Source organism: Streptococcus nasisuis, from assembly GCF_040836615.1.
Taxonomy (GTDB): domain Bacteria; phylum Bacillota; class Bacilli; order Lactobacillales; family Streptococcaceae; genus Streptococcus; species Streptococcus suis_V.
The window spans coordinates 1,326,335-1,339,655 of the sequence record NZ_CP162268.1 but is presented as its reverse complement, the minus strand read 5'-3'; the positions used below and the strand labels follow the sequence as shown (position 1 = coordinate 1,339,655).

Sequence of the window (13,321 nt, the reverse complement as noted above, 5' to 3'; positions counted from 1 at the left end):
TAAGGTGTTGGTTTTGTATACACTTTTTTCACTAAACTTTAGTCCAAAAGAAAACAATTTCCTTATTTTGACTATTGAACTCAAAATATTTTTCGTCAAATACCTTGATGGACTTGACAAATGGTAGAAAAAATGAGTTGCTAAAATGCAACTCAATTCAAAGTGTAGATAAAGGCAATTCATGAGTCCTTCCGACATTATCGCGACCAAATACCTGCTTAAAAACAGGCGAGCTTGCTAGGATTAACCCATTTGAGTGGCCATCTCGACTGAGGACACATAAGGAAGTTGTCAAGGGGTTTAGACCACGTTCAACACATTCTATCGAGACATAAAAGGACTTCATATCAACAAAGGCAATATCTGATATCGGCTCCCTGAAATAATCAATCAGCCCCATATCCCCTCCTATACTACTAATGGCATAAAATGGCCAACAACCTTTCCAACAATTTTGGGCTGATCTTCATAAAAGGCAAACTTGTCCGGATGGTCTGGATTAATGGATACAAGACGGAAACCTTTTTCTTCCCGATAGACACGCTTGATATAGGTATGGCCGAACCAGACAATGGCATAAATACCACCGTCATAATCAAAACCAGTCTCCTTGATAAGTGCTACCTCTCCTGATTGGAACATGGGCTCCATGGAATTACCCTTAATCCAAGTCGCCACGTCATGGTCCATCTCTCTATCAAAATAGACCGTTTCTGTCTCAAACTCATCCTCAAAGATCTCACCAGTTCCTGCAGACAGCAAAATATTTGTTCGAACCTGATAGGCCACAAATTGTACAGACTGTTCTTGTTCCTCCAACAAACGCTGTGAGTAACGCTTCACCTTACCTTGATGACCACTGGTCAACTGATGGTAGACAGACAATAGATCAAAATCTGCATCAAAATATCCCATCTCCACCAAAAATGTTTCTTCCAACGCCCGCAAATGCTTAGCATTGGGAACCGTCGTCTCCGATTCCCACTTAGAAATCGTCACCTTCCCGACACCAACTAACTTCCCCAGATTTTCCTGCGTCATCTCATTGACCAAACGAATCGCTCGCAAACGCTCCCCTGAAAACATCCTTCACCTCAATAAGTTTCTTTATAAAGTAACTATATTATACAAAATATTCTGTTTTCTGACAAGTTTTTTCTATTTCTTTCCACTATTTATATATAGACTCTCTAGCTCAAACTTATTCATTGCATAAAAACCATATACAAAGCATGATTTACCAAGGTTTCTATTTAATATATAAAAAGAGAAGACCAAAATGGTCTTCTCAGTGGCACGCTTTCTTTTGTTCATTACAGTTTCTGGTGATTCACACTTTCACAGAATTTAGTACCAACCAATCAGCTGATGAAGCCATTCCTCAAAAGCAGGAAAGTTCTTCATGGCAAGCAATGTCAAAACCATAACTGCTATCAGAATCAGGAGTACAAGGTATTTCTTCTTCACTTTTTTTCTCCTATTTGACCCAAGCAGTCAACACTTCCTCATCAGAAATGGTTTCTGAGATAAAGCTACCGTTGCTGGTGCGTTCGGACAGACTGAGCTGGGTCACATCAATCTCATAGAGTTTGCCTGTTTTGGACTGAACGTGAAGGATTTGACTTGTCGTTTCATCTTCATTTGCCGTGCTAAAGAGGTCGAAATCACCCTGGTCCGTCAGCACTGGACCGGCCGCAAAGACACGGTGGGGCTTACTCTTCAGCTCACGCAAGACCTGCAGACCACGCTTGGCACGACTGGTCACAGGAATATCATCAGTCGCCATCCGCTTGAGACTACCGCGCTGCGTCAAGAGATAAATCGAGCTAGTATTGCTGATAAAGACGCTTGCTACGGTGTCACCATCCTTGAGGTTGACCGCTTTGACACCGGCAGCCTTGGCACCGATGACTGACACTTCTTCTATGTTAAATCGCAGAGCGTAGCCCTTCTCAGTGATGAGCATGATGTCGTCCATATCTACAGGCGATACAGTAATAACCACATCTTCGTCATCTTTAAGTTTGGCATACTTGGTTGACTTGGACTTGTAAGTCCGCCAAGGTGTGAACTCCTTCCGCTCAAAGCGCTTGATTTGACCGTATTTGGTCGCCGCGAAATAAGTCCCCTCTTCAAAATTCTCAACCAATTCAGCGTAGATAATCTCTTCATGATTGTCAAAATTCATCAGGGTCTGGCTGAGGTGCTCGCCAATATCCTTCCAACGAATATCCGTCAATTCATGGACAGGTCGGTAGATGGCATTGCCCAGATTAGTAAAGAGTAAGAGATGCTGGGTCGTCTTAGCCTGTTGCAAGAATACCAGCTGGTCATCGTCCCGTTTACCCATTTCTTCCAGCGTAGAGGCGTTGAAGGAACGTGGACTGGTCCGCTTGATATAACCTGCCTTGGTCACGCTGACAAAGGTTTCCTCTTCGACAATGAGACTAGCCGTGTCAATCTCGATAGACTCTGCTTGGTCCTGCAATTCCGAACGACGCGGATTGGCAAAGATTTTCTTGACCTCACGCAATTCTTTCTTCATCAGATTGAACATGGTTTTCTCATCACCAATAATGGCCGCAAGAGTCGCAATTTGTTCTCGCAGGGCATTTTCTTCATTTTCCAAGGTGACAATGTCCGTATTGGTCAAACGGTAAAGCTGCAAGGTCACAATCGCCTCGGCCTGTTCTTCTGAGAAATCATAGCTGACTTTAAGGTTTTCCTTGGCATCAGCCTTATTTTCAGAGGCACGGATGAGAGCAATGACTTCATCCAAGATAGAAATAACGCGAATTAAGCCCTCAACGATATGCAGGCGTTTCTCAGACTTTTCCTTGTCAAATTTCGACCGAGCAACGATAATCTCACGACGATGGGCTATGTAACTAGACAGAATTTTCTGCAAGCCAACCTGACGCGGGGTAAAGTTGTCAATGGCCACCATGTTGAAGTTGTAATTGATTTGCAGATCCGTGTACTTGTAGAGATAATTGAGGATGGTCTGCTCGTCACTATCTTTTTTCAGTTCAATGGCAATTCGCAAGCCCGTCCGGTCTGACTCGTCACGCACTTCTGCAATGCCCGGCACCTTATTATTGACTCGAACATCGTCAATCTTCTTGACCAAGACCGCCTTATTGACTTCGTAAGGAATTTCTGTGACCACAATTTGTTTCTTGCCAGCCTTGAGGTTCTCAATTTCACAACGGCTACGAACCACTACACGACCCTTACCCGTCTCGTAGGCTTTCTTAATCTCATCAGCCCCTTGGATAATGGCACCTGTTGGGAAGTCTGGTCCAGGCAAGAACTCCATGAGCTTGTCCAAGCTAGCTGTTGGATGATCAATCATATAGACAACGGCATCGATGACCTCCGCTAGATTATGCGGCGGGATGTCAGTCGCATACCCAGCTGAAATTCCCGTCGCACCATTGACCAAGAGATTAGGGAAGGCAGCTGGTAGCACAGTGGGTTCTTTTTCCGTATCGTCAAAGTTCCAGGCAAATGGCACGGTCTTTTTCTCAATGTCCGCTAGCAGATAGCCAGCCACCTCAGACAAACGAGCCTCGGTATAACGCATGGCAGCCGGTGGATCACCATCCATAGAACCATTATTTCCGTGCATCTCCACCAAAATCTCGCGGTTCTTCCAATCCTGACTCATGCGGACCATGGCATCATAAATAGAGGAATCACCGTGTGGGTGGAAATTCCCCATGATATTCCCGACTGACTTGGCAGACTTACGGTAGCCCTTGTCAAAGGTGTTGCCGTCCTTATTCATCGAATAAAGAATACGACGTTGAACAGGCTTGAGACCGTCTCGAATGTCCGGCAAAGCCCGCTCTTGAATAATGTACTTGGAGTAGCGACCAAAACGCTCTCCCATGATGTCCTCGAGGGACATGTGTTGAATATTAGACATAAATTAAGATACAAAGGGACGATTCGCTTGCGAAAAATGTCGTAGAAAATAGGAAAACCAGAAATGACGATTCCGTCTAGATAGTTTTATCTTTTTTCCTAGACATTTAGTCCCGTGTTCAGTTAGATAGACTAGCTGAACATTCCTTTCTTTGTTTCTTGTCGGAAAGTTTATCTTTCTTTTTTGGCACTTTTCCTTAAGTGCTTAGGACGCCGGCAACCTGCTACGCAGTTTCATGGCTAATTTGAAAGCCCAGGGTCTTTCAAATTCTCTCGAAGAGTCTGGGCAGAAAGTCCAGCCTCGCTTCTCAGAGTTCGTGTCAACATCTCAGCGCAGTGGTTGATTGGCAGATTTGTTCGTGTTTCACACTCCAAATCTGACCTAATCAACTGTGCGGGGGTGGGAAGACGAACTCTTTTTAGACTGGTCGAGTTCTTTCCCACTCCCTTTCTCTCTACCCGGCGGAAAGTGTCAGAATTGGCTCGCTAGGCTCGCTAGCGTTCTGATTTGCGTTTTTCTTAGCCAATTTCAAAGACTATTTCTAGTCATTCCCAACCGAGCGTGTCTTCTTCCAAGCGCGATAGTCTTCAATATCCTTGTTAACCCAGTTCCAGCAGGTGGCAATGACCAGAGCATCGTCCATTTGACCAAAGAAAGGAATCCAGTCTGGCACAACGTCAATTGGCGACAGAAAATAAATTAAGGCACTGACAATGGCAAGGATGGTCCGCTTAGGAATTTTGGTGTAATCCCGTTTCAAATAACTTCTCACCATGCTAATCATGATAGGAATGTTCTTAAATTCCTGCGCTAAAAATGGGATCCACTTGAGTTTTCTTTCAATTTTCTCCAAAAACGTCTCTATCTTGGCATCATCCTTTAAGAGATTTTCTGCCTTTTGATAGCCTTTTTGAAGTTCTTGAACCGCCTGTTTTTTTGTAAATCTTTTTTTCATTCTTTTTCCTTAATCTTAGTTTTTTACGGAGAATAGTCACTAATTTTATTCTCAGGGGTATGAAACACCTCGTTGAAATGATATGAACGTTTACAAATCTTCTGTCCGATAAAGATTGTAATCTTCGTAGTAGCAGGAATGGTCGATACCTTTCATATGCAGTTCTCTACTATCAATATCACCTGTCCAAGCATTTCCCAATATATACTTAATCACCATATCTCGTATAAGACTTCTTTCCATAGCAAGAAGATAATCTTCCTTACCAACTTTTGACCAGTCTATGACCTTGCCTAGCTCTGCTTTTAGCAAATGGTCCAACCAGAGTCTCATATTTGACTTGTTTATCGGAGCGGGTACAATGTACCCATATACCATTTCCTTCACAAAAGGGATAAGCTATATTCATCTCTACGTATTTTTCAACGTCTCGTCAAATGTCGCCTGAAGCATTTGTTCAATCGTCTCCAACTATGAATGCAGATACATGAGCGGAGCAAATCGAAAGCCACCCTTGGCAATATTGACCATTCGAATCTTGCCGGCAAAGTCATAAATATCTTCAAAGAGAAATTGGTGGATAAAGGATAGCGTTTCAAACCTACCAGCCTTCTTATCCGCCAAACTATTCTCTTCAAACAATCTCTTTGCTTTTTCTTTACTGATTTTTTCCTCTGACTTTGCTAAATCTAACGAATCTATCAGCCCCAACTTATTTTCTAAAACCGTAGTTCTTACTCCACAAACTTTCGCTTGTACTTGATATGACTGGCAATATTTCCCTCCATATCTTTTTCGTCCCAGAGTTGCAATTCCCACGGGTAGTAGAAATTGCTCTTATTTTTGAAATAGATGTGAATACCGATATAGCCGTCCTTATCACGCAGATACCAGTTTTTCAGACCATATTCCTCTTGCCAATCATCTAGCTTCTCCATGACTTGAGCAATTTCTTCGGATTTCAAAATCATGCGAGCACCGAAAATATCATTGAGAATAGAATTTACTGGATAGCCTTCCTGCCGTTCCTTGAACCGTTGGATTTTATCAAGGATAGACTCAGAGGTCTTGACACGATATACAAAACGAATATCATCCACATCCGCCTTCATCAAGTAATCATTGATGGACTCGTGCAGGTTAAGGCGGTAAGACAAGATAGGCTTGGTTGCTACCTTGGCAAAGGTATGCTTGAGATTGATTTTCTCGACCTTGCCAGTCTCAAAATAATCCTTTGAATACTCCAAATGAATGCGGTTGATTTCGCTTATCAGACGCTCAATTTTTTCAAGCATAACAACTCCTACTTAGTAAATGCACTTACTTCTTCCAAGGTAAACCTGACATTATCCTCAATCCATTTACGGCGTGGCTCAACCTTATCGCCCATGAGGACAGACACGCGCCGCTCTGCTCGTGCCAAATCATCAATGGTCACTTGGATGAGGGTCCGCGTTTCAGGGTTCATGGTTGTCTCCCAAAGCTGGTCAGCATTCATCTCACCAAGCCCCTTGTAGCGCTGAAGAATCGAACCCTTGCCAAAATCCTTGCGCAAATCTTCCAATTCACCATCTGACCAAGCGTAGGCAATCTTTTCCGTCTTACCCTTACCCTTGGACATCTTATAAAGCGGTGGCAGGGCGATATAAACCTTACCAGCCTCGACCAAGGGACGCATATAGCGATAGAAGAAAGTCAAGAGCAGGGTCTGAATGTGGGCCCCATCCGTATCCGCATCGGTCATGATGATAATCTTGTCATAGTTGACATCCTCAATAGAGAAATCCGTCCCCACGCCTGCACCAATGGTGTAAATCATGGTATTGATTTCCTCGTTTTTGAGGATATCCGCCATCTTGGCCTTGGCCGTATTGATAACCTTACCACGCAGAGGCAAAATCGCCTGAAACTTGCGGTCACGGCCCTGCTTGGCAGAACCACCGGCAGAATCCCCCTCGACCAGATAAAGCTCATTCTTGGCAGGATTTTTAGACTGGGCCGGAGTCAGCTTACCAGACAAAAGCCCTTTGTCCTTCTTGTTTTTCTTGCCATTTCGGCTTTCATCACGGGCTTTACGGGCGGCCTCGCGCGCATCGCGGGCCTTAATAGCCTTGCGAACCAAATTTGAAGCCAGTTCACCATTTTCCAAGAGGAAATACGTCAACTTTTCTGAGACAATTCCGTCTACAACTGGACGAGCCAGCGGGCTCCCCAGCTTATCCTTAGTCTGACCTTCAAACTGCAAGTGTTCTTCTGGAACAAGGATAGACAGGACAGCCGATAAGCCCTCTCGATAGTCTGAACCCTCTAAATTCTTATCCTTTTCCTTGAGCAAATTGGTCTTGCGGGCATAGTCGTTCATGGCCTTGGTGATGGCCAGTTTCAGCCCAGTTTCATGAGTACCGCCGTCCTTGGTACGAACGTTGTTAACGAAGGACAGGATATTGTCCGAATAGCCGTCATTGTACTGCATGGCCACCTGGACTTGGAATCCTGCATCTTCACCTTCAAAATAGAGGACTGGTGTCAGAGTTTCCTTGTCTTCATTTAAATAAGATACAAAATCCTGAACACCATTTTCGTAGTGATACTCTTCTTGTTCACCCGTTCGCTCATCTGTCAGGGTCATGGTGACCTGCTTGAGCAAGAAAGCGGATTCCTTTAGGCGCTCGGCAATGGTGTTAAACTTGAAATCAGTCGTTGAGAAGATACTATCGTCGGGCATAAAGGTGACTTTGGTCCCTGTTTTTGATTTTGGAGCTGTGCCGATCTTCTCCAAAGTCGTAACTGGCTTGCCGCCCTGCTCAAAGCGCTGTTTATAAATCGCTCCGTCACGGGTAATTTCCACCTCAAGCCAGCTGGACAGGGCATTGACCACCGAAGAACCAACCCCGTGGAGACCTCCAGAGGTCTTATAGCCACCCTGACCAAACTTACCACCAGCGTGAAGAACGGTAAAGATGACCTCAACCGTCGGTTTCCCAGTTGCGTGCATACCGACTGGCATCCCCCGTCCCTTATCTGCTACCGACAAGCTACCGTCCTTATTAATGGTCACCTCAATACGATCACCAAAACCTGACAGTGCTTCATCGACCGCATTATCGACAATTTCCCAAACCATGTGGTGCAGTCCGTTGCCATCGGTCGAACCAATATACATCCCCGGACGTTTGCGAACCGCATCCAACCCTTCCAGCACCTGAATGGCATCGTCGTTATAATTATTTATGTTTATCTCTTTCTTAGCCAAATCTGACCTCCATACATATCGTCTTTACTATCTTACAAGTTTTTTAGCATTTTTGCAAAAAATTTCTGCTATTTCGGCTGGAACAGGGCAAACTTGACTATTTGATGAAAAAGCCGGACAACTATGCTATAATCTAAGTATGTTACAGACAATTTTACTTCTAATATTAGCTTATTTACTGGGCTCGATTCCGTCAGGTCTCTGGATTGGACAAGCCTTTTTCAACATCAACATCCGAGAACATGGTTCGGGCAATACTGGGACGACCAATACCTTCCGTATCCTGGGTAAGAAAGCTGGAATGGCGGTCTTTGCTATCGACTTTCTCAAAGGTACCCTAGCGGCCCTCCTGCCTGTTTTCTTTCATGTAAATAGCCCTTCACCTATCCTATTTGGCTTGATGGCTGTTCTGGGACATACCTTCCCGATTTTTGCCAATTTCAAGGGAGGTAAGGCTGTGGCCACATCGGCTGGCATGTTGCTGGGTGTTGCGCCCCTCTTCTGCCTCTATCTGGTCTTTATTTTCGCGACCTCTCTCTACCTGACCTCCATGGTTTCCTTTTCAAGTGTCTTGGCAGCAGCCCTGGCCATGCTTGGAGTTCTGATTTTCCCAGCCCTTGGTTTCTTGGTCAATAGCTATGACTGGTTGTTCACCGTGATTATCTTATTTCTGGGTAGCTTTGTCATTATCCGACACAAGGACAATATCCAACGCATTTTGAAACAGGAAGAAAATCTCGTTCCCTTTGGATTAAATATTACAAAGCAAAAGAAGAAATAATTTCAAGCGCCGAGAGGCGTTTTTTATATCATGAAAGATAAAGAAAGTAGCTTTTTTGTAAAATTCAAAACCTTAAAACTGCTAACTTTGATAAAAAGTTCGTAAAAAGAAGGAGCCAACCAGCTCCTTCAAAACACTTATTTTTCAAATACAACCTGCCCATCCGCAATGGTATAACGAACTTGGCCCTTGAGCCAATCACCGACAAAGGGAGAATTGGCGGATTTAGAGGCAAAGGTTGCTGATACTTGACGATTGACTGTAGGATCAAAAATCACTAGGTCGGCCGGTCCATTTTCAGCCAGATAACCTGCATCCAAGCCATAAAGTTTGCCAGGATTAATGGTCATTTTCTCCAATAATTCTTGGAGTGTCAGATGCCCTTCTTCCACCAAATGCGTCAAACCAAGTGATAGAGAGGTTTCCAAACCAGTCATGCCAGACGGTGCTTGCGTCAAGTCCTCTACATTTTTTTCATCCGCATGATGAGGTGCATGGTCGGTCGCAATAACTGAAATGACGCCTGATTTTAGCCCTTCTATGACTGCCAAACGATCGCTTTCCAAACGAAGAGGTGGATTCATCTTGGCATTTGCCCCCTTGGTCAACAACAAATCTTCTGTCCGAGAAAAATGCTGAGGGGCTACTTCTGCGGTCACACGCGCACCCATACCCTGTGCAAATTCGACCACCTTGACAGACTCAGCTTTGGACAGATGCTGGATATGAACACGGGCACCCGTTTCATAGGCAATCATGACGTCACGAGCAATCATGCTGTATTCAGCCACACCAGTCGCGCCACAGACGTGAAAATGCTTGGCAGCGACTTGCTCGTTCAAACCTAGAATACCATTCAAATCTGGATCTTCTTCGTGGAGGCTGAGCAGGCAATCCAATTTCTTAGCCTCCTGCATAGCTTTTCGCACCACTCCAGCATTTGTCAATGGAATGCCGTCATCAGAAAGAGCTACAGCACCTGCAATCATGAGCCCTTCAAAATCCGTCAAATCTTGGCCGTTAAATTGATTGGTAATGGTTCCCACACTATAAATATGAATGTTTTCCTTGCTGGCCGATTGCAACACCTCTTTCAAGGTGTCCACTGTCGAAATGGTCGGATTGGTATTAGCCATCATGACAACCGAGGTAAAACCACCCGCTGCTGCCGCCAGGGCCCCTGTATGAATATCTTCCTTGTGGGTCTGACCAGGCTCACGAAAATGAACATGGACATCCACCAGGCCAGGCGCAACAACCAAGCCACTAGCATCGATAACTTGTTCCGCATCTACCTCAATCTGCTCAGCAATCTTTATGATTTTCTTGTTTTCTATCAAAATATCAGCGACTGTATCCAGACCGGACTGCGGGTCTATGACGCGACCATTTTTAATTAACAGCATGACTACTCCTTTTTAAATGCTACTGTTTAGCCACAGCTTCAACCATTCGCTCCACTTCTTGAGCACTAATCTGGTCATCTACTTCTAAGTAAAGTTCCTTAGCTCGTTCAAAATAGCTGCGCTCTTTGGTGATTTCTCCCAAGACACGATTGGCACTAGCTTCTATATAGGGAAACTCAATACGAGTTGCCTTCTTGAGTACTTTTCGCATCTCTTGCTCTGCCAACTCCATATCTCCCATTAGAAAATGCAAATAGGCTTGCTCATAAGCATTACCAACAAGTTGAGACTCATTGTATTCAGATAGTAAAGATGCTTCCTTTTCAAGAAACTCCAAAGCTTGCTGATAATTGCCTGCTTCTCGCTCTACATCTGCCACCTGGCGCAAGGCCACTGGCTGCAATTCTTTCAGGAAAAATTCCTCAGCCTGGCTATGTCTTGCGCCAAAACAAGATTAGCCTGAGCCAACTCTTTTGCCAAGTCCATTTCCTTCTCGGCAATCGCCAAGTAAATCCGTTGATTTCGTAACCAAAAATGGCCTGAAATATGGGCATCATCCAGCCTTGCAACTCCTTCTTCATAAAGCTGGTGAGCTAGGCTAAAGATCTTCTCATCCAAAGCCTCAAAGAATGATATATCTCTTTCAAAATCGGTCATTTTCATTCCTTCAATTAACTTCATCTTCGCCAATCAATCTCTTCCTTCCCAGCCTGTTTCAAAAAGGCATTAGCCTGTGAAAAAGGCTTACTTCCAAAGAAGCCTCGGTAGGCTGAAAGCGGACTTGGATGGGCCGACTCGATAATCAAATGTTTGGAATTGCTTATAAGAACCTTCTTCTTCCGGGCATAGACTCCCCAAAGAATGTAGACAACTGGTTGGTCCAGACTATTGACCACCTTGATTACCGCATCCGTAAAGGGTTCCCAGATTTGTCCAGCATGTCCATTGGCCTGACCGGCCGGCACCGTCAAACAAGCATTGAGTAAGAGCACGCCCTGTTCAGCCCAGCTGGTTAAATCATGACCTTGTTTGACACCGACATCTTCAGCCAACTCTTTTAGGATATTTTGGAGAGATGGCGGAGCTGGGATGCTATCTGGGACTGAAAAGGATAGCCCTTGTGCTTGTCCAGGTCCGTGATAGGGATCCTGCCCCAAAATGACCACTTTTACATTTTCTAAAGCCGTCTTTTCCAAGGCTGCAAATACCTTTTCCCTGGGTGGGTAAACAGTTCCGGCAGAATAAGCCTGGTCCAAAAACTGATTGATGTTGCCAAAATAATGCTCCGGCAATAAGGCCTTTATCCGATCATGCCAAGTAGAATGCTCCATGCTGACTACCTCTTACTTCTTCTCTTTGATGATATAAACCGGTCGATGCTTGGTTTCCAAGAAAACCTTGGCCAAATACTTACCTAAAATACCAATGGTCATCAACTGCAAGCCACCTAAAAAGAGGATGATACAGATAGTTGACGGCCAACCGATTGTCGGATCCCCGAAGACCAGAGTCTTAAAGACAACGACAACCATCAAAACCAAAGACAGGAGGAAGGTGAAGAAACCAGTATAGGATGCAATATTCAGCGGCGTATCTGAAAAATTGATAATCCCTTCAATCGAGTAGGACAGCAACTTCCAGAAGGACCAGCTGGTTTCACCAGCCACCCGCTTAACATTTTCATAAGGCAGGTATTCTGTCTCAAAACCAACCCAGGTAAAAATTCCTTTTGAAAAACGATTGTACTCTGAAACAGACAAGATAGCATCTACCATGTGTCGGCGCATGAGACGGAAATCGCGGGCCCCGTCCACCACTTCTACCTGGCTAATCTTGTTCATCAGCTTGTAGAAAAGCTTTGCAAAGAAGCTCCGAATAGGCGGCTCGCCATCACGGCTGACACGACGGGTGCCAACACAGTCCAGTTCTGGATTAGCATCCAAGATGGCCTTCATCTGGGTGAGCATTTCTGGTGGATCCTGCAAATCCACATCCATGACGGTCACCAATTCACCCTGCGCAGCCTGCAGTCCGGCATAAAGAGCAGCCTCCTTGCCAAAATTTCGGGAAAAGGAAATGTAGCGGACACCATTGCCCTCAGCAGCCAACTGCCGAAGAACCTTGAGCGTCCCATCCTTGGACCCATCATTGACAAAAATATACTCAAATTGCTCCCTCATCTTCCGACGGACCACTTCCATGGCGTCGTAAAAATAGGGAATCGCCTCTTCCTCATTGAAACAAGGAACGATTACTGAAATCATACACTTCTCCTCATACGGTCAATTGTTTTCCTAACATTATACCATTTTCGGGGGCATGTTCCCAGAAATCAGGCGATTTTGCTGTGAAAACTAGTTCTCCAACCAAGTTTCAGGATTCTGGCGGAATTTTTTCAAGAGAGTCAAGCCATCCGCATTGATGTAGCCCTGCACTTTTGCGACTTTTATAAGTTCAGAATAATTGCTGAGCGTCACCAGTTTGACACTAGTGTTGTCAAAATTCCGGTCTGCCACAGGCAATTGGTAGGTGAAAATGGCTGCCACACCAAGTACCTCTGCTCCTTCACGTTGAGCCGCTGCCACTGCATCCAAGACAGAACCACCTGTCGATATCAGATCTTCGATGATAACCATTTTCTGCCCCTTGACAATGCGACCTTCCAGTTGATTACCAGCCCCGTGTTCTTTTGGTTTGCTACGGATGTAAGCAAATGGCAGATTCATGCGGTCTGCAATAATGGCTCCGTGCGGAATTCCAGCCGTCGCCGTACCTGCAATCACTTCTACTTCTGGAAACTCCTCTTCAATTCGTTGAACAAAACCATCCTCAATCAGGTTGCGGGTATCCAGATAAGAAAGCGTGATACGATTATCCGTATAAATAGGTGACTTGATGCCAGACGCCCAAGTAAAAGGCTTTTCTGGTCGCAAATGAACCGCCTTGATGTCCAACAAATGTGATGCAATTTCTGTTGCTAGTGTCATGATAATTC

General features: G+C 44.8%; 12 protein-coding genes and 2 pseudogenes. 1 reads left to right on the top strand and 13 read right to left on the bottom strand.

Going from position 1 to position 13,321, the window contains the following annotated elements; genetic code table 11:
- Nucleotides 1–172: 172 nt before the first annotated feature.
- From AB1F57_RS06770 to parE, 7 genes and pseudogenes are all read right to left on the bottom strand, one after another.
- Nucleotides 173–400 (bottom strand): annotated as a pseudogene (locus tag AB1F57_RS06770) (DNA polymerase); the annotation flags it as partial.
- A gap of 8 nt (nt 401–408) precedes the next feature.
- Nucleotides 409–1,086 carry an XRE family transcriptional regulator gene (locus AB1F57_RS06765; protein ID WP_167785346.1) on the bottom strand — a complete coding sequence of 226 codons (678 nt, stop codon included), beginning with the start codon at nt 1,084–1,086 and terminating at the stop codon, nt 409–411.
- A 391-nt stretch (nt 1,087–1,477) separates the two neighbouring features.
- Nucleotides 1,478–3,931, bottom strand: a complete 2,454-nt coding sequence (gene parC / locus AB1F57_RS06760) for a DNA topoisomerase IV subunit A (protein ID WP_367985526.1) — start codon at nt 3,929–3,931, stop codon at nt 1,478–1,480.
- A gap of 541 nt (nt 3,932–4,472) precedes the next feature.
- Complete coding sequence (locus AB1F57_RS06755; protein ID WP_167785344.1) at nt 4,473–4,886, bottom strand: YkvA family protein; 414 nt, start codon at nt 4,884–4,886, stop codon at nt 4,473–4,475.
- 90 nt (nt 4,887–4,976) lie between these two features.
- Nucleotides 4,977–5,597: pseudogene (gene fic, locus AB1F57_RS06750) on the bottom strand (protein adenylyltransferase Fic).
- Between the two features lie 23 nt (nt 5,598–5,620).
- Nucleotides 5,621–6,181 carry a GTP pyrophosphokinase gene (locus tag AB1F57_RS06745; protein ID WP_105137208.1) on the bottom strand — a complete coding sequence of 187 codons (561 nt, stop codon included), beginning with the start codon at nt 6,179–6,181 and terminating at the stop codon, nt 5,621–5,623.
- Nucleotides 6,182–6,189: 8 nt separating this feature from the next.
- Complete coding sequence (gene parE / locus AB1F57_RS06740; RefSeq protein WP_167785343.1) at nt 6,190–8,139, bottom strand: DNA topoisomerase IV subunit B; 1,950 nt, start codon at nt 8,137–8,139, stop codon at nt 6,190–6,192.
- 139 nt (nt 8,140–8,278) lie between these two features.
- Here parE and plsY point away from each other — a divergent pair, with 139 nt between their 5' ends.
- Entirely contained in the window at nt 8,279–8,920 is a 642-nt protein-coding gene (gene plsY, locus AB1F57_RS06735; protein WP_105137210.1) for a glycerol-3-phosphate 1-O-acyltransferase PlsY, read from the top strand.
- Between the two features lie 137 nt (nt 8,921–9,057).
- On the opposite strand, the gene AB1F57_RS06730 is transcribed toward plsY, so the two are convergent.
- The 6 genes from AB1F57_RS06730 to pyrE form a co-directional block, all read right to left on the bottom strand.
- On the bottom strand, nt 9,058–10,326 hold the full coding sequence (locus tag AB1F57_RS06730; RefSeq protein WP_105137211.1) for a dihydroorotase: 1,269 nt from the start codon (nt 10,324–10,326) through the stop codon (nt 9,058–9,060).
- A 19-nt stretch (nt 10,327–10,345) separates the two neighbouring features.
- Nucleotides 10,346–10,729, bottom strand: a complete 384-nt coding sequence (locus AB1F57_RS06725; RefSeq protein ID WP_367985525.1) for a hypothetical protein — start codon at nt 10,727–10,729, stop codon at nt 10,346–10,348.
- A gap of 5 nt (nt 10,730–10,734) precedes the next feature.
- Nucleotides 10,735–11,007 (bottom strand): hypothetical protein, encoded by a 273-nt coding sequence (locus tag AB1F57_RS06720; protein ID WP_170238793.1) that lies wholly within the window; start codon nt 11,005–11,007, stop codon nt 10,735–10,737.
- Nucleotides 11,004–11,657 carry a uracil-DNA glycosylase gene (locus AB1F57_RS06715; RefSeq protein ID WP_167785340.1) on the bottom strand — a complete coding sequence of 218 codons (654 nt, stop codon included), beginning with the start codon at nt 11,655–11,657 and terminating at the stop codon, nt 11,004–11,006. Before AB1F57_RS06715 ends, AB1F57_RS06720 begins: the two co-directional genes overlap by 4 nt.
- 12 nt (nt 11,658–11,669) lie before the next feature.
- A complete protein-coding gene (locus AB1F57_RS06710; protein WP_170238791.1) occupies nt 11,670–12,590 on the bottom strand; it encodes a glycosyltransferase family 2 protein in 921 nt (306 codons plus the stop codon).
- Between the two features lie 90 nt (nt 12,591–12,680).
- Nucleotides 12,681–13,313, bottom strand: a complete 633-nt coding sequence (gene pyrE / locus AB1F57_RS06705; protein WP_367985524.1) for an orotate phosphoribosyltransferase — start codon at nt 13,311–13,313, stop codon at nt 12,681–12,683.
- Nucleotides 13,314–13,321: the final 8 nt, after the last annotated feature.

Coding starts and splice junctions, on each gene's coding strand:
- AB1F57_RS06715 (WP_167785340.1), bottom strand. CDS start 11,657: ATGGAGCATTCTACTTGGCATGATCGGATAAAGGCCTTATTGCCGGAG.
- parC (WP_367985526.1), bottom strand. CDS start 3,931: ATGTCTAATATTCAACACATGTCCCTCGAGGACATCATGGGAGAGCGT.
- AB1F57_RS06755 (WP_167785344.1), bottom strand. CDS start 4,886: ATGAAAAAAAGATTTACAAAAAAACAGGCGGTTCAAGAACTTCAAAAA.
- plsY (WP_105137210.1), top strand. CDS start 8,279: ATGTTACAGACAATTTTACTTCTAATATTAGCTTATTTACTGGGCTCG.
- AB1F57_RS06745 (WP_105137208.1), bottom strand. CDS start 6,181: ATGCTTGAAAAAATTGAGCGTCTGATAAGCGAAATCAACCGCATTCAT.
- AB1F57_RS06765 (WP_167785346.1), bottom strand. CDS start 1,086: ATGTTTTCAGGGGAGCGTTTGCGAGCGATTCGTTTGGTCAATGAGATG.
- AB1F57_RS06720 (WP_170238793.1), bottom strand. CDS start 11,007: ATGAAGTTAATTGAAGGAATGAAAATGACCGATTTTGAAAGAGATATA.
- AB1F57_RS06710 (WP_170238791.1), bottom strand. CDS start 12,590: ATGATTTCAGTAATCGTTCCTTGTTTCAATGAGGAAGAGGCGATTCCC.
- AB1F57_RS06730 (WP_105137211.1), bottom strand. CDS start 10,326: ATGCTGTTAATTAAAAATGGTCGCGTCATAGACCCGCAGTCCGGTCTG.
- pyrE (WP_367985524.1), bottom strand. CDS start 13,313: ATGACACTAGCAACAGAAATTGCATCACATTTGTTGGACATCAAGGCG.